Origin of the sequence: Shewanella sp. DAU305 (assembly GCF_026802235.1) — a bacterium.
GTDB lineage: Bacteria > Pseudomonadota > Gammaproteobacteria > Enterobacterales > Shewanellaceae > Shewanella > Shewanella baltica.
This window is the reverse complement of the sequence record NZ_CP113808.1, coordinates 359,578-382,777: the sequence shown is the minus strand read 5'-3', so window position 1 is coordinate 382,777 and position 23,200 is coordinate 359,578. Positions and strand designations below refer to the sequence as shown.

The window sequence follows — 23,200 nt, the reverse complement described above, 5'->3', positions numbered from 1 at the left end:
TTTCAATTTAAAAAATTCAGGGTTTTGATTTAACTTTTGGCTTATCAAAGTTTGTTTTCAACTTGGCTTGTCCGCTTTAAGTGTTTGCCCGCTTTAAGGGTTAATGGTTAAGCATTTCTTGAATTGCTGACTCCGCTGGTTTGCTTGAGTCGTTTCTTGATTGCTTAATTTGTAGTCTAGTCTTTTTTTGACTACAATTTCACAATAAAAATTTTACACTGTGAATTTTACAAAATGCGCAATGACCAGAGCTTGATGAGAAAATCACACTTCCTAGGGACAAAAATACGTAACCTACGGAAACGTAATAACTTAACCATGGAAGATTTGTCGGCACGCTGCATTCGAGTCGACGCCGGAAGTGCGCCCTCTGTGTCATATTTGTCGATGATCGAGCGTGGAAAACGAGTGCCGAGCGCCGGAATGCTGGCTGTGATCGCCGCTGTTTTTCAAAAAGATGCCGACTGGTTTCTCGACGATGTGCCCGAAGAAAGCGCTATTACGCCAGATAAAGGTCGACGTGGTGGCATAAGCGGTATGGCGCTCGAACCCAGCTTTTTGTTTTCCAATGATATTTTGCAAATCGCGATACCAGAAATGCTGTCGCAGACGGGGATTTCAGGTCGGCAGTTTGCCCATTTATTGATCCGCGCCCATCAAGAACACCATCAAAATCATTTCCCCGATCTTGAACGTGCCGCTGAAGAAGTCGGCCTCAAGCGTATGCCCTTATCTCTGGACGATATGATGGATATTGCTAAGGGCATGGGATTAAAAATCAAATGGATAGATAGCACACCACAGGAAGTGATCGACGATATGGGTGTGAGTTCACGCCAGTTAGTCACCTCATTTTTTGAGCCGCCGAGCACGATTTATGTGAATAAAATCCTTAAAAATCGTCCTAATAGACTCAAATATGACTTAGCCGTGCACATAGGTCATTGTGTGCTGCACAACAAAGACGGCCTCAAGAGTGTGATGACCTCAGGCCGTAAAGAAGAAGTGGACGAAGAAGCAGGTATGCAGTCCAATACATTGAACGCGCAGGATATTTTGCATGCGTGGCGTGATTTTGAATCGAGTTTTTTTGCCGGTGCGCTGCTGTGCCCTAAAGTGCCTTATCGCCAATTACTCGACCGCCACGGCTACGAGATTGAAGTACACAAGCAACTGCAAGTATCAGCCTCGGTCGCCATGCGGCGCATGACTGTCGTATCTCCTTATCCCCATTGGCATTATTTCGACGCTTACGCACCGGGCAAGCTCAAGGCGGTTTATCGCGGCAACGGGATCCCACTGCCTTGGGGCAATATGCGGTTAGTGGAAGATCCCTGCCAGCATTGGGCCGTCTTTAGGATGATCAGCGAGCCAACGGTTGGCACTTCGGCACAGATTTCGATTTTAAACGTAGGCAACGAACCACGCATTTACTGTTGCGAGTCAATTAAGGTCGAAGATTCGGCAGGCAATCCCCATGTGCTCTGTGCCGGCATAGATTTAAATCCAGCCATTGAAGCCCAAGGCAAAGATGCTCTCTCTATCGCCCACGATTTGAAGAATGCCTGTGTCGCCAGTGGCGGTTCTGTCACTATTCCCAAACACATTAAAAGCGATCTGGTCAGCGTCGCAAAAATCCTCAATATCAACTGGATAGAACGCGGAATTAAAAACGACGCCCGCCTTATTTGCTCCCGCGGCGCAGTATGTCCACGTCAACCGAGTTGCTATCAAGCGGGTAAGTCACAGTGTGATGGGGTTGCGTAAATCACTATATGATTTACGTTGAGTTTTGCGGCCTTACGGCCGAGAAAGTCGTGGGGCTTCACCCCACACCCGACCAAGGAGGACTGCTCGTCCTATCCTCCTTGGATGCTCCATGACGCCCCCAACGGAGTTGAAAGCCCCTTGTGCTCATTGGCAAATTTGCTATCGCTTCCGAAGGATGCGTCCATGCACCTGCGAAAGCTAGCTCGCCATCCATGGCGAGACTCACGCGAATTTACCATTCGCCCTGCGGCAACTCCGAGGGGGAATTGTATTTTGCGACATCAGGTATGAAATTTAGGCCCGAAGAGATTTGTCTGTCATGTCTTTTGGGTGTTAGGTAAGAACATTAAAGGAACTAAATATGAATAGGCTATGGGTGCTAGTGCTAGTATTTTTAATGAGTAATTTGATATCAGTTGCTTACGCTAAAAACTGTAAGAAAGGCCAACCATGTGGTAATTCATGCATTTCGTGGAATAAAACTTGCCATGTTGGTACATCAAGTCAGAGCTATAAATCGTCTACATTGTACGGCGCAAATAATATCCAATCCTCTGGTGTTAAAGGTACCAGCGAACCTACATCTGAGAATGTACAAGTATTTGAAGTTACAGTAGATAAGCTCAATGTTAGAGATAAGCCTAATCGTAATGGATATCTACTCGGCTCACTTTTAAAAGGAGAGCGTATTGAAGTTATTACCACCAGTGGTGACTGGAAGGTTTTTTTATATAAAAACCAAGTTGCTTGGGTACTTTCGGTTTATTTGAAGCCTTTGTAAGGGCGAGTCACTGGAATGTGGGTGCTTAATTAGCTATATCGTCACTCGATGTGTATATGGCTTTAAAAAAGAACTCATCTCACAATCCCTACTCTATGATTTTTTATCAATCAGCCTCGCTCATGGTTGACATGATTTTGTTTTAAAATCATTGGTTAATACAACAAACCGAGCAAACACACTACGGTGCTGGCGGGTAATATGGGCTGTAACCAGCGTGGCTTGTAGCTGAGTAAAATTACTAGGATTATCGAACTCAAACATACCCAGCCGAGCAGTAATACGCTGGCGTACGCTGGGCCGTAATGACGACTGGCAAGCCAATAGCACAGGACGAGCGTTGCAGTACCAGCGGTGCGAAATCCGCGTGCCTGTGCATCGGTTAACGGGCGGTTACGCACGGCGCGGTGGTGGCTAAAATAAGATAAGGCCAACAGCCCCATGGCGATAAAACAGGTTAACAATTCGACTGTGGCTGTCATGATTCAACTCCTAATTCTGCCGTCGCTTTGGTTACCCGTGTAGCCAGCACTTTTTTAGGGCTACGCAAGCGTTTGGCTGCTATGTAAAACAGCGCCGCAAGTGCGAGCATCATGAGATCAAATCCTGCTAAAACATAGGCTTGGCGCTGTAAATTGCTTATCAGCTGAAACTGTGAAGTCATGGCATTGAGCAGGGGTAACAGGCCATAAAGCAAGGCGGTGAGTAAAAAGAGTCGTTGCCATGTTTGTTTATCTCGTTTGAAGCAAGCGAGCAGTGCGACTAACGCCCAACTGATAAAGAAACAATGGATTTCCCAGTTCTCTCTATCAGCAAAGGTGACGGGTAAGAGTCGATTGGCATAAAAATAACAGGCTAGCGCTATGGGCAGGCCAGCAAAGGTGGCGAGATTCAACATGTTCACTAGCGTGAGCCCGCTATGATTCTTATCTTTTTTAAGCTGCTTTTGTGCCAGTTTATCGGCCCACATAATCGCGCCGCTGGCGATCATCACGCAGCCCGTTAATCCCGCCAGTAAATACAGTAAACGTAGGCCTTGGCCAGCAAAGCGGCCGCTGTGCAGGGCTATCATGGCACTTTGGGTTTGATTCGCCCCCGAAGTCACTGCCGACTGCGCCAACACAGCACCTGTCACAGTAGACAAGTGATACCAAGGCGCTTGCTGATTTAAGTTGTGCTCAGGGGCGATTTTGACTGTTACGCTGGCATTGCTGTCGTTGAGATTATCAAACTGTAAGCCTTCAATTGGTGACTCACCGACGACACTGTGAATCGCACTGAGTAAACTCTGACTATCGAGCATAGTGGCTGGCGTGCCCGTGGCGGCGGGAGTTTGGTAAATGGGTTTCCATTGCGAATAAAAGGCTTGAGTTTCATCACCATATTGCGTGTTAAGTCCCCATGGCATATACATAAACATCAAAGTCACTAGGCCGGTGTAAGTGATCATAAGATGAAAGGGCAATGCGAGAACTGAGCTGGCGACGTGGGCATCGAGCCAAGAGCGCGGGCCTTTTCCGGGTCTAAAACTAAAGAAATCCTTAAAAATCCGCTTGTGGATCACTACCCCGCTGATGATGGCGACCAACATGAACATAGTGCAAAAACCGACGATCCAACGCGCTGTGATGACGCTCATGTAGTACAAATCAAAATGCAGTCGATAGAGAAAGTCGCCCCCTCGGCTTTCCCGTGCTTTAGGTAAGGCTTCACTTGTTGCAGGGTTAATAAAGCCTTTATGATAATCACCAAATCGCTGACCTTCAGCGGCGGGATCGCTCCAAGCATAGGTCAGTAATGGCGTGCGCTGTGTGGGTAAGTAAATCCACCATGACTCAGCGTCAGGCGCTTGTTGTGCCAAGGACGTGAGGCCCTTGAGTATTAATTGTTGATTATCCGCATTGGCATCATATTGGCTGCCGTGGTTTTCGGGTTGCATCCACAGGTTGATTTCAGCACGGTAATAGGCCGCTGTTCCGGCGAAAAAAACCAGAAACAACACCCAGCAGGTGAGCAATCCAACCCAAGTGTGTAGCCAAGTCATTGAACGAAAAAAGGAGTCTTTCATAATCCACTCCCTTGAGCACTTGTTGCATCAAACGCTTTAGCGGCGAGGTAAGCTAAATACAGCAGACCGCTAAGCGCGAATAAATCCAGCCAGTATCGCCAGGTTGATTTAACGCTGAACACCCAAATCACGGCGCAGGTGTACACAGTAAATGACAGCATCATGGCGGTTAACACCCGATCAACCTGAGATAACGGCAGGATTTGCGCGAGCAAAATAGTCGCTACCGCACTTAACAAATAGCCACCAAAGGTTGCTGCGAGGCAGCGATTGCCTATGTGCAGACTATCGCGCCAAATAGTGGCTTTTTTCCAACGCGTTAGCCTTTGTATTAACGGCTGAGTCATGGCGATTTTCTCAATCATGATGGCGTGCCACTTTGGCTGAACTGGCGGTTAGATTGGCCCTGTTGGTGTAGGACAACACAGAGATTAACAGGGCGGGTAAAAAGGTTAAGCTGAGTAGCGTTGCTACGATAAGGCCTGCCAGCACAACTATGCCAACACCGCGATAGAGTTCACTACCTGCCCCAGGGAATAACACCAGCGGTAATAGACCAAACAATGTCGTCGTGGTGGACATTAAAATCGGCCGTAAGCGATTAGCGACGGCCGATTTTACGGCGTCAACGACACTAAACAGACCCGATTGTAGGTTTTTACGGCTCTGTTCCACGATCAAAATCGGGTTATTAACGACTGTGCCGAGCAGGATTAAAAATCCAAGCATGGTAATCATATCAAAGGGTTGGTGCCAACCTTGGCCGCCAAGATACGCAAATAAGCTGCCAGTATAGTTGAGAGCTTGTAAGCCGACTAAACCGCCTGCGAGCCCGAGCGGGATAGTGATCAGCACAAATAACGGATAACCCCAGTGATTAAAAATTGCGACTAATAACAAGTAGATGATCAACACGGCGACCAGAAAATTACTGGAGAGTGCCGCTTTCGTCGCTTCGAGTTGATCGGCTGCGCCCGAAATATCCAAACTGACATCTTTGCCGACAGCCCCTTGTTGATAGAGGATAGGGACTAATTCTTCCCGCACCTTAGCCACTGCGGTTTCCAACGCAATCGAACGCGGCGGAATAATGTAAAGGGTCACGGTTCTGCGGCCATCGACGCGGCGTAAACTGTCGCTATCCATTTGCTCGCTAATGTCGGCCAAGGCTTGCAGTGGCAGTACATTACCCTTAGGCGTGACTATCGGAGCGAGTGCCAATTGCGACAGACTCTGTTGATTGCCTGCCAGACTAAATAGAAAGATATCCACCTTGTTATCATTGAGGAAAAACTCGTCGACATAGGCGCCATCGCTCAGTGCCGAAACCGCATAGCCAAACTCGCTGCCGCTAAAATCTTGTTCTACAAGACGTTGCCAGCGAGGGGAAATCTGCCAAAGTGGTTGGTCTAGCGACAAGGTCGATGGGTCAGAATACAGCTGTGGTTCAGCAAATACTTTTTCCGCCGCTTGATACGCCGCTTCGGCAGCACGATAGAGGCTGGCTTGATTCGGGCCAGAAATATCCAAGGCGACAGCGCGGGTGCCACCATCGTTGCTGGAAATAATGGAACCCCGCGATGAATAGGCGCGCATGCCAGGATATTGCTCAAACAAGGCGGTGAGTGAGCTCATCATGGCATCCATATCTTGGCTGCGAACGGGCTCGCTCATCACCCAAATACTGCCGACACCCACGCTGAGGGTATAGTATTTTAGCGGCGGGATCTTTTGCTCACCACGTTCAAAGGATGCCGCCTCGGCATTGACTCTCGCGGATAGCTGAGTCGTTAATTCTTCAGCAATTTTAGCCATTTCCGATAGGTTGTAACCCGGCGGTGCGACCATAGAAGTAAAGGCTTTTGGTTCTTCGCCTTCGGGTAAATATTCGGCCGGAGGCATAAGCCAAGCTGCAAGCCCGATAGTCGAGACGAGTGATAGCACAATCACAGCGGCGCGGCGTTTGGCCGATAGCACCAGCTGGCTGACTAAGCTCAATATGCGTGATGCTTTGGGCGGCTCACTTTGGTTTGTGCTTGCCGAGCGCATCTTACCAAAGCCAAAACGGGCAATGGCGGCGGGTACGATGAACACCGCGACCAGCATAGAAGCGATAATGGATGAAGCGATGGCAATCGCGATATCCGAGTACAGTTGTCCCGCTTCTTGTTTGATAAATAGAATGGGTACAAACACTAGCACTGTGGTGAGTGTTGAGGCCAGTACCGCAGGCCACACATCATAGATGCCACCGATGGCTGCTTCGAGACGATCTAATCCGCGTCTGCGCGCTTGTTCAATACTTTCGAGCACCACAATGCTGTTATCGACTGTCATGCCTATGGCAAAGGCCACACCCGCCAGCGAAATGACATTAATAGTGCGATCAAACACTAGCAGCCCGACGAAGGCGGCTAAGGTACACAGCGGAATACCGATAACACCAATCAGGGTGGCTCGACTCGAGCGCAAGAAGAGGTACATGACCAAGGTTGCCAGTAAGGCTCCTAGGCCCAAATTCACCCACACATTTTCAACCGAATCTTGCACATAGCGCACATCATCACTGAATAACTCTAATTGCATGGCGTGCTGGGCGAGTTGATTTTGATTGATCTGCGCTACCACAGGCATCATAGCGGCTTTGATGGCGATAACGTTAGAACCGACGTCCCGCTTAACCGCTAAGCTGAGGGTACGTTCTTGTTCGGCAAATGACAGCTCACGGATCTCGGCGTGGTCGAGTTTTATCTCGGCAACGTCTTGCAGCAGAATATTAGTATTACCTTGGCGTTTTAAAATCAGTTGTTTAAGTTGATTCAAATCCTCGAAACGGCCAATCACCCGCAGTAAATAACGTTTTTTACCACTGTCGATATCGCCCGCAGAGGTGTCTTTGTTGCGATCTCTAATGGCTTGGCGTACATCCATAATGCTGATGCCGCGTTGGGCGAGTTTGGCGGGATCGAGCAGTATTTGGATTTGCCGTTCGGCGCCGCCTTGAATGGTGACGGAGGAAACGCCTTTGACGCGCTCCATTTGTGGGCGAATGAAGTCGTTAGCGAAATCGCGCATCATGTCTATGTCTAGATTCAGCGGGTTCCCCGCGACAGGCACGAGACGGAAATACATGAAAGCGTTGTCTGAATATGAACTGCTGTAAAGCCGTGGTTGGTCGACGTTTTCAGGGTATGACGACACTTGGCTGAGCGCATTGCTAACACGAATAAGCGCGTCACTGATCTCAGTGCTTTGGGGGAATTCGAGTTCTACCCATGCTGAACCGGTATCGGCCCAAGATGTCATGCGTTGTAAGTTGGGCAAAGTGCGCAGGTAGCGTTCCTGCTCAAGTAGAATTTCTTTTTCAACGTCTTGCGGCGTTGCTCCCGGCCAACCTGTGGCGACACTGATGGTGCGCACATCTAAATCGGGGATCATTTGGATTGGGATACGCAGTGCGGCAGCCGTGCCCAACACGCAGAATATCAAGACGATGACCGACAGTAAGGTGCCATGTTTAATACCAAACTTCAGCATCCCACTAACCTCCTATGACAGAGTTGAGCACAGATACTGACTGTTGGTCTTGTAAACTCTCGTTACCGCGGATCACCACTGGCGCATCTTTAGGTAATGGACTGAGGATTTCAATCCCGATGGCGCTCGTATGGCCCACTTGAACGGTATGCCGTTGGGCTATGTTGTTTTGCACGGTAAAGACGCTGAACTGGCCGTCGGGGTGACGGATGAGGGCATCTTGCGGTACGACAACACTGTGTTGCGCTCGCTGTAAGTGGAAGGTCGCAGTGGCCGATGTGCCGGGCATCAAAAGTCCATCCGCTTCGGGAATAGTCAAGCGTACCAAGAAGCTGCGAGCATTGTGGTCGCTTACAGGGACAAGGGCATTCACATGGCCGATAAACGCTTGTTCAGGCAGCATGTCGGCGGAAATGTCCACGTGAGTCGCAGTGGCTACGCTTTGGAACATTTCCTGTGGCACTTGAATGTCGAGCCAGAGCTGTTCTTGGGATACTAAGGTGAAGATTTCTGTGCCAACATTAACCCATTCACCGATTTCAGTTTGTTTGCTTGCAATCACTCCCGCAAACGGCGCGATCAGTTGGTGGCGGGCGACCACCTCTTTTTGGTGTGCTAATGCCGCCGTTAAACTTTGCAGATTGGCTTCGGCCTCGGTTAACGCCGCTTGGCGAATCGCGCGCTCCGTTTCGGGGAATAACTGCTGAGCGCTGAGTGTTTGCGCCTCGGTGAGGAGTCGCTGCTTTTCTGCCAGCATGGTCTTAGCGGCCATTACATCGGCTTGACGCTGTGCTAATTGGTGTACGGCTAAGGTATCGTCGAGTGCGAGTAAAGGCTGGCCTGCGCGGACTTGCGAGCCCGCATCGACCAGCACTTTGGCGACTAGGCCATCGGTACGTGCCGATAAGCGAGCCACCCGTGCGGATTTAATGGAGCCACTGAGTGGCAAAAGTTCATTGGTGCTGCCAGTTTGGGGCAAGGCGACTGTTACAGGTACTGCGCTTGCGTGGACTGCAAAACACAGCAGGTATAAACCTATCATTAAATACCGCACGTTAACTCCATCTCACTATAAGATTATTACTGAGTGATAAAACTCGTGGTGGTGATGTGTAAAACGCTATCAACCTCGTTGCCTGCGAGTGTTTGTTTACCTTCTGTGGTGTGATTACTGACGAGCAAATAGCGGCCTGCATCTGGGGTATCGAGGGCGAGTTTACCTTGGGCATCGGTGGTGAAAGATTTACTCCAAAAACCGGGGCGATAAACTTGTACTGGATGATTCACCAGTGGTGCGCCTTTATAGCTAAGTACAAACTCGGGAGCGCCTGACTTTACTGGCGTAAATTCAAAATCTTGCAGCGCTTTTGTGTGTTCTTGTCCCGTGCGGGCATAGAGTATTGCGGCCTGTAGTCCGGTCTCAGTTTTCCATGGTTGCCACGCGGTATCGGCATAGAAACTGATGTCACTCTTGCTATCTTGGGTTTTGACCAGTAGATGATCGGCCTGCGCTGTGGCGGTTAACGGTGTCTTGGCATTGGCGGCGAAAATACGCGCCGCGCTTAAGGATGCTAACTCTTCTGCCGAAGCTTGCTCTGAACCCGGTTCGCCAAATTGCACTTTAACCGAACCATCGCTGCTGCGCTCAAGCCACACTTCATGTGCTTGAGCCGAAAAAGCGATACCGCCGAGTAAAGTGAGTAGTACAAGTGCCTGTTTCATTTAATTATCCTTAATATTGTTTAGGGAGGCGTGCAAAATTTTACAGCGTCCAACGCAATGACAGCGTGGCATTACGTGGCTCGCCAAAGTCTGCGTAACCCCAGAGTGAGCGGTTATAGTTTTTGTCGAAAATATTGTTAATGTTCACTTGCATCGAAATCGACGGTGTTATTTGGTAGCCAAACATTAAGTCGACGAGTGAGTAGGCTGATTGTGTTTGGCGATAAGCCACATTCGGCGCGCCATCGACGCCATAAATAGTGCCTTGATAGAAGGTGCTGCTCTGCCAGCGCCAGCTTGCGCCCGCAGTAATGCCCGGCAGAATGTCTTCAAAGTTATATTTAGTGGTGAGTTTGAAAATATCTTCGGGTAGATAAGTTTGACGACGTAGGCCATCTTCATCTTCTGCATTGTTGTGGGTATAACCACCGCTGATATCCCATAAGTCGGTAAGACGTCCGGCTATTTCTAACTCATAGCCCTTGGTGGTAATCCCATCCACACTTTCGTAGATAGAGTCACCGGAAGGTAGCTGACCTTTACCTGCATATTCGGGTTCGTTGTCTTTATTGGTTTCGTACACTGCAGCTGACATGTTTAGCGTGTCATCGAACAGCGCGACCTTGACGCCGCCTTCGACGTTGGTGCCTTCTGCGGGTTCGAGCAGTTGGCCATCTTCACCAAAATAGGTGCCGGGTTTGAAGATTTCAGTACGGCTAGCGTAGACAGCGATCTGCTCGGTCACATCGTAGACTAGGCCGTAGTAGGGGATGAAAATACCGGTTTTTTCCATGGTTGCATCTGTGCTGTTACCCACGAGATCATGCTTTTCATAGGACCAGTTACTTACGCGTCCACCGACCATTAATTTCAGTGAGTCCAACAGATTGACACGGACAGTGCCGTAAACACCCGATTGGCTTTGCTCATTGGTTTGGCCATTGGTGGGTGAATTAGGAAGATTAGGCTTGGGATAATTGCCTTGATCTGCCACGTTATAGCGACGTTGGGGTGCGGAGTTCGTGTTGATGTTGTCAAACTCGTTGTCACCATAGTTAAAACCTATCACCGCGCTATGCTCACGGCCGAGTAAGTCGAAGTTACCCGTGGCGTACAGGTTGAAGCTGTTGGTATCGGATTCTCTATCATGCTGGGCGGCATAGGTATCGCCCCAAGGGCCGACAAACTCGCCGGTTGATTTGACAATATAATCGCCAGGGTAAAAGGCCAATGCGTCTATGGTGGCGTTGGCAATACGATAGGCACTGACGAGTGACCAGTCGTTATCGAATCTATGTTTAAATTCGGCCATGAGACTCTTTTGGGTCACATCCCAATGGGTCCAGTCCTGTGAGCTGGAATAGCTGCGGCCAAAATCGACAGCTGTGCCATCGGTATAAAATGCGGGATTAGAGTTCCAGTTATACACGCCGTCGGTTTGCGATTTTTGATAGTCCGCAAACAGTGACAGGCTAGTATCTATGCCGAGACTCGTTTCAACTACGCCATAAAGCACAGTGGTATCGCGTTGATAGCGGTCGATAAACGAATCGCCTTTCTTCACCGCACTGACGAGTCGACCTTTCACATTGCCCGAATCCGTGAGCCAGCCAGAAACATCGGCCTCTAATCTATAGGTATTCCACGAGGCATAACTGACACTTGCCGTGGCGCGGGTATCATCCGTTGGGCGTTTACGAATAAAGTTAACCGTGGCAGAAGGTTCACCTAAGCCGCTTAAGATCCCGGCCGCACCTTTTAACACTTCAACCCGTTCGGCAATCACAGGGTCTAAACCTTGATCAATTGAGCCGCTGTAAACATGGGATGAAGAGGTTGTGATTAAGCCGTCAATTTGGACACCGCTGTCGAGTGCATAGCCGCGCACGAATATCTGACTATTTTCAGAAGCATCGCCCACCATAGTGACGCCAGGAGTGTGATTTAACACTGACTCCATAGTGACCAAACCTTTGTCACTGATCATTTCTTCGGTAATCAAAGTGACGCTTTGTGGGGTTTCTTTGAGTGACATAGACAAACCCGTGGCGCTATTCATTGCCGCTCGGGTGTAGGTTCCTACTACGTTTAATCTTTCTATCTGTTCTGTATCTTCTTTCTCATCTTGCTTAGGGTCCGTATTGGCTTGAACCGTCAAAGTGAGTGTGCTGAGAAGTACAGGGATCAATGGCGAGCGCCAAGACGTTAAAACAGATAGGGGAGGCATGGTATTTCAATCCTTTCAGGCGATTTCAGATTAAATGATGATTGGTGATCCTGAGTGCAAATAAAGCACTTAGTTGCAAATGAGAATCGATCGCATGATAGGTTTGTTGAAAATAAATGCAATATGCCCAATGTGTAAATTGTTGAAGCGGGGTTGTAACTTATTGGCGAATAGTTTGTCAGCGAGCTGTGATAAGCGGTCGCGGTGGGAACCGCGCTTTTAGCGCATGCCTTACTATAACTCGGTTTCAGGGCATCGACTTGGAACAAAAGCTGTTGTGACTCAAGCTCCTCTAGCCAACAAAAAAGCCACAGTCGTTACCGACTGTGGCCTTTAATCTTTACAATTGAATCGAAATCCAACGGACTTGTTAAGCCTAAAAGTATGATTTACACCTTAGGTTTACGCCCGTACTTGGCCTGTGCCTGAGACTAAATACTTCTCAGCGGTCAAGGATTCGAGTCCCATTGGGCCGTAGGCATGTAGCTTAGAGGTCGCGATGCCGATTTCGGCGCCAAGACCGAGTTCGCTGCCGTCGGAGAAGCGCGAAGAAGCATTGACCATCACCACTGAAGCATCGACTGCACGTTGGAAGCGTGCGGCTGTGACTTCGTTTTCGGTGCAAATCACTTCGGTGTGCTGGCTACCAAAACGGGCAATGTGTTGGATAGCATGGTCGAAGTGATCGACTTGGCGAATGGCGATTTCGAGATCTAAATACTCTTGGCCGAAATCGTCTTCTTCCATGTAAGTACAGTTTTCGAAGTAGCCACCGGATTGGGTACAAGCATTGATTTTAACCTTATGCTCGGCCAGCGCTTTGGCCACTTTAGGCAGGAATTGCGAAGCAATTTCTTGGTGCACTAATAGGGCTTCGAGGGCATTACACACGCCTGTGCGCTGGGTTTTACCGTTGAGCAGTAAGTCCAAAGCAATATCCAGATCGGCATCTTTATCGACGTATAAATGACACACGCCTTTAAAATGCTGGATCACTGGGATTTTACTGTTGTCAGACACAAAGTTAATCAAGCCTTCGCCGCCACGGGGAATGATCACATCGATATAATCTCGTTGCTGCATCAGTTCCAACATCAGGGCACGGTCAGGATCGGGCACCACTGTGATTAACGCCTCGGGCAAGCCGTATTGTTTCAATACACTTTGCAAAATGGTGGCGATAATTTTGCTGGTGTGCAGCGCCTCTTTACCACCGCGCAAAATCACGGCATTACCGGATTTAAAGCACAGGGCACCCGCATCGGCGGTGACATTCGGACGCGCTTCATAAATCATACAAACTACGCCTAATGGCACGCGCATCTTGCTGATGGATAAGCCGTTAGGTCGTTGACCAATATAACGTTCATTGCCAATGGGATCGGGCAAGGCAGCGATGGTTTCAATCCCTACTGCCATGGCTTCTACGCGTTCTGGTGTTAGCGTTAAGCGGTCGAGCATAGCAGGGGCAACGTTATCGGCTGTTGCTCTGTGTAGGTCAATCAAGTTAGCGCTTTGGATTTCGTAGGACTTTTCACGTAATGAACGCGCCATGTCGAGGAGTACAGTATTTTTAAGCTGTTCGTCAACTTGGGCGAGAATAAGAGCCGCTTTAGCAGCTTCTTGAGATAAGTTTTTGATTAAAGTCATATTTACTCCGCTTAGATGTTTACTCGCTCATATTTATTCGGCTGATGCTTATTCGAGAATGGCGATGTTTTTCTCGGAAATGATCGGTCCAGTCTTTTGCTGAAATTCACTGGCAAACTCGCGATCGTCTTGGTCCGTAATAAAGCTAAGTAAACAACTGCTGTAATTGGATTTGGCCTTGGCCAATTTAGTACCATCACCTTTGCGTACTAGAATGGTGTCACCGGCAGAAAAGTCCCCGTTGATGGCAACGACATCGTCGCTGGTCAATTGCTCGCTATGGATATCGAGGGAGATATTAAAGTCATTTTCAACAATGACTTCGCCCTGAGCCTGCGAGGTATGTGTCATCCAGTGCAAGTGATCTTGCATTGGCTTTTCATCGGGGGTAAATAAGGTTCCTGGGTTTTGGCCCTTCAACAATTGGTTGAATGAGTCAGCATCAAAACCATTGATAATAAAGGTTTCGATCCCGTGGGAAATCGCCTTCTTGGCGGCTTGTATCTTAGTCCGCATACCACCTGTACCAACGGCACTGCTGGCGCCGCCTGCCATGGCGTAGATTTCGGCATTAATCTCGGTCACCTGCTTGATAAGCTGTGCATCGGGATTTTCATGGGGGTTTTGTGTGTAAAGCCCATTCACATCCGAACAGATTATCAGGGTATCGGCATCTGCTGCTGCGGCTACCATGGCCGAGAGATTATCGTTATCGCCAACTTTGAGCTTGTCGGCGGTCACGGCATCGTTCTCGTTGATGATAGGCAGTAGCCCATGTTCGAGTAGGCTGAAAATCGTATCTTTAATACTGATGTAACGATCTCGGTTGCGTAAATCACCGTGGGTTAACAGTAGCTGTGCGGTCGGGAAATCAAATAACTTGTTCCATGTGGCCATCATATCGGCCTGACCTGCTGCTGCCATGGCTTTCTTCACTGTGACGCTAGGTTTATCAACATCGCCAAAGTGATGCCATCCCGCGGCGACTGAGCCCGAAGAGACCAAGACAACTTGGATCCCTTGGGCACGACAATAAGTAATAAATTGGGCAATGCCGAGTAAGTAGTGACTGCTGCAACCTTGTTTGTGGGGTGCAATCAGGGCACTACCTACCTTAACGACAATGCGTTTCCAGGGTAAGTCAGTCATACCTGCGCGCCTCATCTGTCTTCGGCTAAAACACGGCCAGCCTTATGGAATAATTTAGTGGTTTTGGCACAGGGATCAGTATCGAGTAACGAGACTATCCAAATCACCACACTGCTCACGGCAAAGCCGGGGATCATTTCATACACCACTGTGGTTAAGGCTTGTCCATCTGCCAATACCGGGGCATAAATCCAAAACAACACTGTAGCTGCGCCTGACACTATGCCGGCAATCGCGGCTTTGTGGGTTAGGTTCGCTTTATACAAGCTAAACAAAACTAACGGACCGAAGGCGGCACCGAATCCTGCCCATGCATTACTCACCAGTGATAGCACACTGCTAGAACGATCGAGCGCCAGTAGACTCGCGACAATTGCTACGCCTGCTACGCCAAAGCGTCCCATTTTCACCATGTCTTTCTCGGTAGATTCTTTCTTCGACATCACGCGATAGATATCTTCCGTTAGCGAGCTTGATGACACTAATAGCTGCGATGAAATGGTGCTCATGATCGCGGCCAGAATGGCGGCCAGTAAGAAGCCACTAATGATCGGATGGAACAACAACTCAGAAAACACGATAAAGATGGTTTCAGGATCGGTCAGCTTCATACCAAATTTATTGGCGTAAGCGATACCGACAAGACCTGTTGCTAGTGCACCCACAATGGTCACTGTCATCCAGCCCATACCTATGTGTCTGGCGGCTTTAATGTCAGCTACTGAACGAATCGCCATAAAACGCACAATAATATGCGGTTGGCCAAAGTAACCGAGTCCCCAAGATAAGCTTGAGATAAGCCCTAACATAGTGACGTTTTGCATCGCATCGGTGAAGTGTGGAATCGACTGATACGCAAAGTTCAACATAGTGTCAGCGCTGGTAAATTCTTGATATGCCACGACAGGAACTAAGACTAAGGCGACAAACATAATACAGCCTTGGACAAAGTCAGTGAGGCTCACTGCCAAGAATCCACCTAACAGGGTATAAGAAACCACAACCGCTAGTGTAACGACTAAACCTATGTCGTAGTTCAGGCCAAATGCTGACTCAAACAATTTACCGCCAGCCACTAAACCTGCCGAGGTATACAAGGTAAAGAAGATCACAATGATCACGGCCGAGATAATACGGATACTGCCGTTAGCATTGCCGAAGCGTTTAGCAAAAAACTCCGGGATAGTGAGGGCGTTGTCCGCCACCTCGGTATAGACCCTTAATTTGGGTGCAACAACCAAGTAATTAATTAGAGCACCAATCAATAGTCCAAGAGCGATGTAAATGGTTTCGAAACCAACCAAAAACATTGCGCCGGGAAGACCCATTAGCATCCAGCCACTCATGTCAGATGCACCCGCTGAGAGTGCGGTGACCTGTGGGCTCACCTTGCGGCCGCCCAAAATATAGCCGGATACATCGCTGGTGGATTTTTTATAAGCGAATAAGCCAATGGCGAGCATAACGATAAAGTAGATAGCTAAGGAAATGTAAGCGAGGTAATTCATTGGTTATTTTTCTCCTAACGCTTTGTTATTTTGAATAATACTCGGTTTCAAAATGACAAAGAGATAGGTGCTTAATATTGCAAGTAAACACATAAACTGCATTGATTCCTTAGCGTGTAATCGGGTAAAGCTTGCTACTTGCGAGATGAGATTTTCCTCTGGTGGGTTCTCCGTAGACATAATTTCTCCTTGGTTGATAATTGAATTTATATCACCAATATAGTTAGTGATCTAACTATATTAAGGCATTTTATCGGCCAAATATCAAGCTTCCATTGAATTTAAATGGTTTTGGTGGCAGCAAAAGAGTGGCTTTTGGGGCGAAAAATAGTTTGAGAACTGATTATTTTTCGGAGGTGTTTTTCTGCTCGGCGATACTGTGGGCAGTGCGTTCGAAGGTTAAAGTGATGCGTTCAAACATCCCAGTAATCATAGTGAATTGTTCGTGGGGTAACGGACATTGGGCCAGCGCTTCTAATAATGCTTCGCTGCTGATGTTAAACTCTTCTGCGACTTGTCCGTGGGCGCAGGCGATAAATGCCTGACCTAAATTGTGTTGCCAGAGGTTGAGTGCATTTTCTAAGCCTAAGTTTAAGTGCGTATCTGAAATGCCCTGCAACATGCGCCGCATCCGAATCGACACATGGCCTAGATTAAGTGCAGTAAACACCAGATCGGTAAATACCCTCGAACTCTTGCCCGAGCCTTTTTCGTAACTGGCGATCCGCAGCAGTCGATCGCCCATGCGGGCGTTAAACCAAGGCTCGGGATCATCATGCTGCGCGATATGCACCAGATCTTTTTGGATGGATTGCAGCAGACGATATTGCATCAACCGCTGGCTAGGTTCGGTAATCAATTTAAACAACCAATACAGCACAGTCACGCCAACAAAAATCGCTAAGGCATTGCTGACGGTGTTTTCTATCGCAAATGAAATGGTGTTGCTGGGCTGCACTAACACAGCAAACGGCACGCAAATGCCGAGCCCATAGGGCAAGGTTGGTCGATTCGCCAAGGCGAGTAGGCCAATAAAAAACGGCCCAGCGAGCACTAAAACGAGGATTTCGAAATCGCCGCTACTCTTTGCCAGCAAAGGTAAAGCGTAAAACACTGTGAGTGGTGCCGCGATAGTGATGCCGACAAGAATACGGCGCAAAATCGTGGTTAACATCGGCAGTGGTTGGCGCGCCATCATGATGGAAAAGACCACGGGCAGCAGGATCATCATGAGGACTGCGCTCGACCCTGTGCCAATCCACAATGAAGCCCCAATGACAAACACCGCCATGCTGCGCAGGCCCGTGGTAACGCCTATTAATGGATCTCGGTGAAACTCCATCGGCGGCGCGTTGAGCTGCACCGCAGAGTGACTGGTCAGCACGTTGTAGCTCTTGAGCACCATGATCAGATCGGCGCTTAATTCCATCGCGACTTTGAGTAAGCGCGTCTCTAACGGCGCGCGGTCGCGGTATTGCATCAGGTTTTGCTGGAGTTGATACCTCAAGGTGCGCGCCATTTTGTAGCATTCTTGGTAATCACTCGATTGCGCCATCAAGGTAAAACTACTGCGCATATTGGCTAAGGATTTCGCGAGTGGTTCGCTAACAAGATGGGAATGATTACGTTGCAGCCGGCCAAATAGTTGGATTGCCGCCAATAGCGAAAGAGTCTTATTGCAGAGAAAGTTCGCCGCATGGCTCTGCCCGCGTCCTTCGGGGCCTTCATAAATCACCGCGCTGGAGTCGTCACTCAGCGCCGATACTGACTCCATAATCGTGTCGATATGTTCATGGCGACTCGCATGTTCCCCCTGTAAATCGAGTTCTAATGCAAGATAGTTAAGCGTATGATTAATGGTGTTTTTAGCATGCAATTGTAGACTATGTTTTACCTTTGTCGGCCAAAGTAGCGAGCTGACCAAGACGGCGCAAATCGCCCCGACGACAATCTCGCTGATCCTCGACTGCGCCACATCGAATATTTTTGCGCTATCGGCCGTGCTCGGGCTTGCCATCACAATGAGCACTATCAAGCAGGCGGTCATGCCCGCCATAGCAAAGGCATAGACAAAGTTTTGCTGGCGTACCATGGCCGACAACCCAGAATTTAGCCCTATCCAGCAGGCGAGTAATCCTAAGGCGAGTTCGGGATAGGGCGTAAACCAGTTGAGTATGGCAATCCCCGCGAGCGCGCCTACTAAGGTGCCGCCGATTTGGCATAAGCCCTTTTCGATCACGAGTCCACTTTCGGGGCGAATTTGCAGGAATACCGCCGACACCAGCGCCCAATATGGCCGTTCTAGATTTAAGAACATGGCCACATATAAGGCGAGCGCCATCGAGATCACGCCCTTAATCGCGAAGATGAGGGTTCGTCGGTCTGGAAAGAATAAACTCTTCAGTAACAGCGTCATAATGACTATTTGTCAGTCTGTAGCTGGATGGAAACTGTCATGCCGACGCTCAGCTCTATGTCCTTAGGAATGCTATCTAGCTGAATATCGACCGGAATACGCTGCGACAACCTCACCCAATTAAAGGTTTGGCCGATTTGCGGCAATAACTGTCCATTAGTAGTGACATTGGTGTTAGCGATTGCTTTACCTATGCTGGTCACTTTGCCATGCAAGACATGGCCGCCACTCATCAGGCTAACATCGGCGTTTTGACCTATGTGAACCAAGGGGATTTTGGTTTCTTCAAAATAGCCTGTGATATAGAGGGAGTCTTGTTTGACCAGCGAAAATACTGAGTTGCCTTTGCTGACATAGTTGCCATTGCGCAGACTTAAATTGATCAGAGTACCGTTTTCGGGAGCGTGAATTTGCGTCCGCGCTAAGTCAATTTTGGCGGTATTCAATTGCGCCTGTGCGAGTTCATAACTGGTTCTTGCCAGTTCGGTATTGATAAAGGCTTCGTCGAAGGTTTCTTTGCTGACCAAGTTGTCATTGGTCAAACCGATACGGCGTTTGTACTTATGTTTTGCCAGTTCCCATGCCAATTTTTGGCTTTCCGCTTTGGCATTCAATTCGGCAATCGTGGCCTTGTAGCGGGTATCGTCCACAGTGAACAACACATCACCCTTATTGACGATTTGATTGTCTTTTACATTCAGTTGATTCACCCAACCGGACACATCTGGCGCTATGGTAATGATTTCGGCGCGAACTCGGCCGTCGCGGGTCCAAGGAGAATAAAGGTAGTGTGACCATATCCAATGTCCCGCGATACCTGCAACCGCGACCACAATGAGGGTGAGGCAGATACGAAAGATTTTTCCCATGAACAATCAACTCCCAAGCAAGTAAATGACCAACGCCAGATAGCAGATAAACAGCCCAACTTCGAACCAAGCTTCGCGCCACAGCTTGTGATAGAGCCCAGTTTGATAGAGCACCAAGCGAGTGATGCAGGAAAGCAGAAAAGCTAAGGGGATAAAGATAATTAATGGACTAAATAACAAACCATCGAACGCGAGTTCTTTAAGCATTACGCTATTCATCCCGATTACAGTGGCGCAGCGATAACCGCGCTGTGTGTTTAAAATGCAAAGTACTCAGTCGAGATTATAGGAAAGTCGCGTGCGAGTTAATGATTTTATGCTATCTGTGATCAATTAGGGCCAGCATTAGCTGGCCCTAAATATGATGAAATCAAAGCGAAAATCGCTTTTACCTCATGGTAACGAATTCTTCAGCGCCCGTTGGGTGGATAGCAACAACCGCATCAAAGTCGGCCTTAGTTGCGCCCATTTTCATGGCGACGCCGAAACCTTGAAGGATTTCGTCCATACCAAAACCAATACCATGAATACCGACGACTTTTTCGTCCTTGCCAGCGCAGACTAACTTCATCTTACAGGCTTGGCGATGGGCCGTAACGGCGGTGTACATTGAGGTAAACGTCGAGGTATACACTTTGACGTTATCATCGCCGTATTGAGTACGGGCTTCTGGTTCGGTCAAGCCCATAGTGCCAATGGGTGGATGGCTGAACACGACCGTTGGGATCAGGCTGTAATCCATTTTGGCATCTGTCATGCCGTTAAATAAACGCTCGGATAACAAACGGCCCGCTTTAACCGCAACTGGGGTGAGCTCTACGCCGCCCGCCATAATGTCGCCGACACAGTAAATTCCTTTGTGAGTCGTATTTTGCTGCTCGTCAGTGATGACATAGCCTTTGCTATCTAATTGCACTTCGGTGTTTTCTAAGCCGATATTGCCCGTCGCAGGTGAACGGCCAATTGCCCAAATTAGGCAATCAACAGTGATGCTTTCACCGTTTTCTAAGCTCAGTGTTAGGCTGTCATCGGAATTTTTAACCACAGCTTTTGGTACGCTATGGGTGTGCAATGTAGGGCCTTCGGTCGCCATGGCCTCAACGAGGGCGTCGACTAAGATGGGGTCAAAGTTACGCAGCGGCGCATGTTTACGCACTAATAAGTGAGTTTCACTGCCCAGAGCGTGTAACACGCCAGCGACTTCAACGGCGATATAGCCCGCGCCCACAACGGCAACGCGTTTTGGTTGCTCACGCAGGGCGAAGAAACCATCGGAGTCGATACCATGCTCGGCACCAGGAATGTCCGGAATAGTCGGCGCGCCGCCAGTGGCGATAAGGATGTTATCGGCGGTGTAATGTTCGCCGTCCACTTCAATAGTGTTGCCATCGACAAAACGGCCGTAGCCATTTAATAGCGTCACTTTGTTGTTGGCAAAACCACGGCCGTAGGCATCATGAATGCGGCCAATGTAGGCTTCGCGGTTCTCGACCAAGGTATTCCAATCGAATTTATTAACAGTGACGTCGAAACCATAATCTTTGGCGTAAAGGTTCATCGCTTCGGCAACATGGGCGCCATACCACATGACTTTTTTCGGCACACAGCCTACGTTTACACAGGTGCCACCTACGTGTTTGGCTTCGATGAGTAGAACCTTAGCGCCACGCATTGCTGCTCGGTTTGCTGAGGCGATACCGCCGCTGCCTGCGCCTAGGCAGATATAGTCAAAATGTTGAGCCATGAGTTTCTCCGTCTTACTTCAAGGATGAGATGCTTTACAGCAGAAGGTCATTGTAGGGGTGTTTGCGATAACAGACCAGCCCATTGCATGACTAACGCATAAGACCGTACTTTGACTGAAAAAGATCCTGAACTTTACACTTACCCGAACTGGGCATCAGCTGTTCATCGGGTCGCCGTCTAGCGGCGATATTGGCAATTAGAGTGATCGTTTTGAGCGGGACCTTCTGCGCCACATTTCAAACATTGCCATTCCTTTTGGCGGGCGCTGAGTTCGTCGGCTTGATGCGTAGCGGCATTATCTTGTTTGCCGCCGAGTTGCGCTTCTAACTGATCCATACGTTTATCGAGCCAGCGGCAGTTGGGATCATTGGCTACGTGTTCACGGCTGGCAAGTTGTTGCTTGCGACTGAGTTTTTTACTCTTAGCGGCTTTGGTCGATTGCGTGGCTTTAGTTGATTTAGTGGTTTTGGATGGCTCGGTTGGCGTGAGAGTGGGAGCCGAATACTCGAGGCTGCTTTGCTCTTGGTCAGGCAGATTAATCGGTTTGCCCTCACTGTCGAGCAAGGTGCCTAGGGGCAAAGGCGCGGTTTGTGTCGATTGCGATAAGGACTCTAGACTCGGTTCAGATTCAGGCTCAAGTTCAAGTAATTGCCGTGCGTCAGCCGAGTATATGACTGGGAGAAAAAGCAGAAGTAAGGCAATAACGGCGGTGCGGATGAGATAAAAATGCTGGGCTAACATTCCCTGTTCCTCGGTAAAATCGATATGAATGGTGAGTCGTTCCGTCGACGTTTTGAGTGTAGTTAGTGAGTGTTATTTTGCCAAATGGAGCGGGATAAATTGACAGAGGAAGGTTGTAATACGGCGCTACAAAACACTGAGCTAAAAACCACGGCGCTAAGAATGGAGTTAAAACGTCATCGCAAAGTGGATGCCGGCATAGGTCTCATCTTGCGAACTCATATCGCCATTCGCCGTCGCTTCTTGCTCAATATCACCTTGGGCAATGCTGTAGCTGATGTGGCCATCGATACTCATCCAAGATGACAGCTGATAACTGGCTTCGAGGCCAAACTGCAAGTTATTGCGGCCATCGTGTTCTTCTGTGCGGTATTTAAAATCAAACCCTTGAGTGATGTATGGCGTGAGGATGAGCTGATCTGTGACATGCCAATAACTGTGTAAACTCACTTCAACAAAGTAACCCGCCGCCTCGGTGGAATAGACATAACTTGCCGATGGTACTAGCCAAGGTTCAGCGGTGTAAGCGAGTTCGGCAAATAGCTCGTTATCGTGGCAACGGGTATTGCTGTAGCCTTCAATGCGTTGATAACCCACATTAGCCTCTAGGTTTTCGGCCACATCGAACCCATATTCAAGGCCGATATTCCACTCAGTGTAGGCTTGGCTATCGCCGCGGCCAACTAAAGCGTAGGCGGTGATATTGTCTTGCTGGACTGCGGTATTCAGCCAATAGATGCCGCCATCTTGCAGATTATTACGACCCTGTGAGACGTATTGACTGTCCCAACCTAAATCCAGTGTTACTGCTAAGGCTTGGCTATTCTGGCTGGACAATCCGGCGCTTGAAATGCTCTCGATGCTTTCTAGGCTCTCATTGGCGAATGCGTTGTAGCTAAGGCCGTTGATGCCTAAAGTGCAGAGGATGCTCGCCATCAGTTTTACTGAGTGTGTTGCCATATTTTTGCTGATTTAGGTAGAAATGCGTTTGTTAGGGCGAGAATACCTTTCCCACA

The 23,200-nt window shown here is 48.7% G+C and carries 19 protein-coding genes; 2 read left to right on the top strand and 17 right to left on the bottom strand.

The window, feature by feature from the left end:
• The first annotated feature begins 234 nt into the window (after positions 1-234).
• Together OX890_RS01585 and OX890_RS01580 are read left to right on the top strand one after the other, a co-directional pair.
• Positions 235-1,767 (top strand): DUF3612 domain-containing protein, encoded by a 1,533-nt coding sequence (locus tag OX890_RS01585; protein WP_259523831.1) that lies wholly within the window; start codon positions 235-237, stop codon positions 1,765-1,767.
• A 364-nt stretch (positions 1,768-2,131) separates the two neighbouring features.
• Entirely contained in the window at positions 2,132-2,551 is a 420-nt protein-coding gene (locus OX890_RS01580; RefSeq protein ID WP_107949993.1) for an SH3 domain-containing protein, read from the top strand.
• Positions 2,552-2,706: 155 nt separating this feature from the next.
• Here the strand turns inward: OX890_RS01580 and OX890_RS01575 are convergent, their stop codons facing one another.
• The 17 genes from OX890_RS01575 to OX890_RS01495 form a co-directional block, all read right to left on the bottom strand.
• Positions 2,707-3,033 carry a DUF3325 domain-containing protein gene (locus OX890_RS01575; protein WP_012090624.1) on the bottom strand — a complete coding sequence of 109 codons (327 nt, stop codon included), beginning with the start codon at positions 3,031-3,033 and terminating at the stop codon, positions 2,707-2,709.
• On the bottom strand, positions 3,030-4,619 hold the full coding sequence (locus OX890_RS01570) for a PepSY-associated TM helix domain-containing protein (protein WP_268649996.1): 1,590 nt from the start codon (positions 4,617-4,619) through the stop codon (positions 3,030-3,032). The genes OX890_RS01575 and OX890_RS01570 overlap by 4 nt, the downstream gene beginning before the upstream one ends.
• Positions 4,616-4,984, bottom strand: coding sequence for a hypothetical protein (locus OX890_RS01565; protein ID WP_268649995.1), 369 nt, complete (start codon positions 4,982-4,984; stop codon positions 4,616-4,618). The genes OX890_RS01570 and OX890_RS01565 overlap by 4 nt, the downstream gene beginning before the upstream one ends.
• Positions 4,977-8,156, bottom strand: coding sequence for an efflux RND transporter permease subunit (locus tag OX890_RS01560; protein ID WP_268649994.1), 3,180 nt, complete (start codon positions 8,154-8,156; stop codon positions 4,977-4,979). Before OX890_RS01560 ends, OX890_RS01565 begins: the two co-directional genes overlap by 8 nt.
• Before the next feature lie 4 nt (positions 8,157-8,160).
• Entirely contained in the window at positions 8,161-9,210 is a 1,050-nt protein-coding gene (locus OX890_RS01555; protein WP_268649993.1) for an efflux RND transporter periplasmic adaptor subunit, read from the bottom strand.
• A gap of 26 nt (positions 9,211-9,236) precedes the next feature.
• Positions 9,237-9,878, bottom strand: a complete 642-nt coding sequence (locus OX890_RS01550; protein WP_268649992.1) for a nickel transporter — start codon at positions 9,876-9,878, stop codon at positions 9,237-9,239.
• Between the two features lie 40 nt (positions 9,879-9,918).
• Complete coding sequence (locus OX890_RS01545; RefSeq protein WP_268649991.1) at positions 9,919-12,105, bottom strand: TonB-dependent siderophore receptor; 2,187 nt, start codon at positions 12,103-12,105, stop codon at positions 9,919-9,921.
• Positions 12,106-12,507: 402 nt separating this feature from the next.
• Positions 12,508-13,755 (bottom strand): glutamate-5-semialdehyde dehydrogenase, encoded by a 1,248-nt coding sequence (locus OX890_RS01540; protein WP_012588921.1) that lies wholly within the window; start codon positions 13,753-13,755, stop codon positions 12,508-12,510.
• Between the two features lie 48 nt (positions 13,756-13,803).
• On the bottom strand, positions 13,804-14,904 hold the full coding sequence (proB, locus tag OX890_RS01535; protein WP_268649990.1) for a glutamate 5-kinase: 1,101 nt from the start codon (positions 14,902-14,904) through the stop codon (positions 13,804-13,806).
• A gap of 11 nt (positions 14,905-14,915) precedes the next feature.
• Positions 14,916-16,412, bottom strand: coding sequence for a sodium/proline symporter PutP (gene putP, locus OX890_RS01530; RefSeq protein WP_268649989.1), 1,497 nt, complete (start codon positions 16,410-16,412; stop codon positions 14,916-14,918).
• Between the two features lie 3 nt (positions 16,413-16,415).
• Entirely contained in the window at positions 16,416-16,592 is a 177-nt protein-coding gene (locus tag OX890_RS01525; RefSeq protein ID WP_006079436.1) for a hypothetical protein, read from the bottom strand.
• 163 nt (positions 16,593-16,755) lie between these two features.
• Complete coding sequence (locus OX890_RS01520) at positions 16,756-18,828, bottom strand: FUSC family protein (protein WP_126493268.1); 2,073 nt, start codon at positions 18,826-18,828, stop codon at positions 16,756-16,758.
• 5 nt (positions 18,829-18,833) lie between these two features.
• The gene (locus OX890_RS01515) at positions 18,834-19,697 is read right to left on the bottom strand and encodes an efflux RND transporter periplasmic adaptor subunit (protein ID WP_126493266.1); all 864 of its coding nucleotides are present in this window, start codon (positions 19,695-19,697) and stop codon (positions 18,834-18,836) included.
• A gap of 6 nt (positions 19,698-19,703) precedes the next feature.
• The gene (locus tag OX890_RS01510) at positions 19,704-19,904 is read right to left on the bottom strand and encodes a DUF1656 domain-containing protein (RefSeq protein WP_006079439.1); all 201 of its coding nucleotides are present in this window, start codon (positions 19,902-19,904) and stop codon (positions 19,704-19,706) included.
• A gap of 181 nt (positions 19,905-20,085) precedes the next feature.
• Positions 20,086-21,441 (bottom strand): glutathione-disulfide reductase, encoded by a 1,356-nt coding sequence (gene gorA / locus OX890_RS01505; RefSeq protein ID WP_126493264.1) that lies wholly within the window; start codon positions 21,439-21,441, stop codon positions 20,086-20,088.
• Between the two features lie 179 nt (positions 21,442-21,620).
• On the bottom strand, positions 21,621-22,184 hold the full coding sequence (locus tag OX890_RS01500; RefSeq protein ID WP_107402971.1) for a hypothetical protein: 564 nt from the start codon (positions 22,182-22,184) through the stop codon (positions 21,621-21,623).
• 168 nt (positions 22,185-22,352) lie between these two features.
• The gene (locus tag OX890_RS01495) at positions 22,353-23,144 is read right to left on the bottom strand and encodes a hypothetical protein (protein WP_126493262.1); all 792 of its coding nucleotides are present in this window, start codon (positions 23,142-23,144) and stop codon (positions 22,353-22,355) included.
• Positions 23,145-23,200 lie beyond the last annotated feature (56 nt).

Excerpts from the sequence above, each read along its gene's own strand:
- OX890_RS01585 (WP_259523831.1), top strand. The coding sequence starts at position 235 with ATGCGCAATGACCAGAGCTTGATGAGAAAATCACACTTCCTAGGGACA.
- OX890_RS01580 (WP_107949993.1), top strand. The coding sequence starts at position 2,132 with ATGAATAGGCTATGGGTGCTAGTGCTAGTATTTTTAATGAGTAATTTG.
- OX890_RS01575 (WP_012090624.1), bottom strand. The coding sequence starts at position 3,033 with ATGACAGCCACAGTCGAATTGTTAACCTGTTTTATCGCCATGGGGCTG.
- OX890_RS01570 (WP_268649996.1), bottom strand. The coding sequence starts at position 4,619 with ATGAAAGACTCCTTTTTTCGTTCAATGACTTGGCTACACACTTGGGTT.
- OX890_RS01565 (WP_268649995.1), bottom strand. The coding sequence starts at position 4,984 with ATGATTGAGAAAATCGCCATGACTCAGCCGTTAATACAAAGGCTAACG.
- OX890_RS01560 (WP_268649994.1), bottom strand. The coding sequence starts at position 8,156 with ATGCTGAAGTTTGGTATTAAACATGGCACCTTACTGTCGGTCATCGTC.
- OX890_RS01550 (WP_268649992.1), bottom strand. The coding sequence starts at position 9,878 with ATGAAACAGGCACTTGTACTACTCACTTTACTCGGCGGTATCGCTTTT.
- OX890_RS01545 (WP_268649991.1), bottom strand. The coding sequence starts at position 12,105 with ATGCCTCCCCTATCTGTTTTAACGTCTTGGCGCTCGCCATTGATCCCT.
- OX890_RS01540 (WP_012588921.1), bottom strand. The coding sequence starts at position 13,755 with ATGACTTTAATCAAAAACTTATCTCAAGAAGCTGCTAAAGCGGCTCTT.
- proB (WP_268649990.1), bottom strand. The coding sequence starts at position 14,904 with ATGACTGACTTACCCTGGAAACGCATTGTCGTTAAGGTAGGTAGTGCC.
- putP (WP_268649989.1), bottom strand. The coding sequence starts at position 16,412 with ATGAATTACCTCGCTTACATTTCCTTAGCTATCTACTTTATCGTTATG.
- OX890_RS01525 (WP_006079436.1), bottom strand. The coding sequence starts at position 16,592 with ATGTCTACGGAGAACCCACCAGAGGAAAATCTCATCTCGCAAGTAGCA.
- OX890_RS01520 (WP_126493268.1), bottom strand. The coding sequence starts at position 18,828 with ATGACGCTGTTACTGAAGAGTTTATTCTTTCCAGACCGACGAACCCTC.
- OX890_RS01515 (WP_126493266.1), bottom strand. The coding sequence starts at position 19,697 with ATGGGAAAAATCTTTCGTATCTGCCTCACCCTCATTGTGGTCGCGGTT.
- OX890_RS01510 (WP_006079439.1), bottom strand. The coding sequence starts at position 19,904 with ATGCTTAAAGAACTCGCGTTCGATGGTTTGTTATTTAGTCCATTAATT.
- gorA (WP_126493264.1), bottom strand. The coding sequence starts at position 21,441 with ATGGCTCAACATTTTGACTATATCTGCCTAGGCGCAGGCAGCGGCGGT.
- OX890_RS01500 (WP_107402971.1), bottom strand. The coding sequence starts at position 22,184 with ATGTTAGCCCAGCATTTTTATCTCATCCGCACCGCCGTTATTGCCTTA.
- OX890_RS01495 (WP_126493262.1), bottom strand. The coding sequence starts at position 23,144 with ATGGCAACACACTCAGTAAAACTGATGGCGAGCATCCTCTGCACTTTA.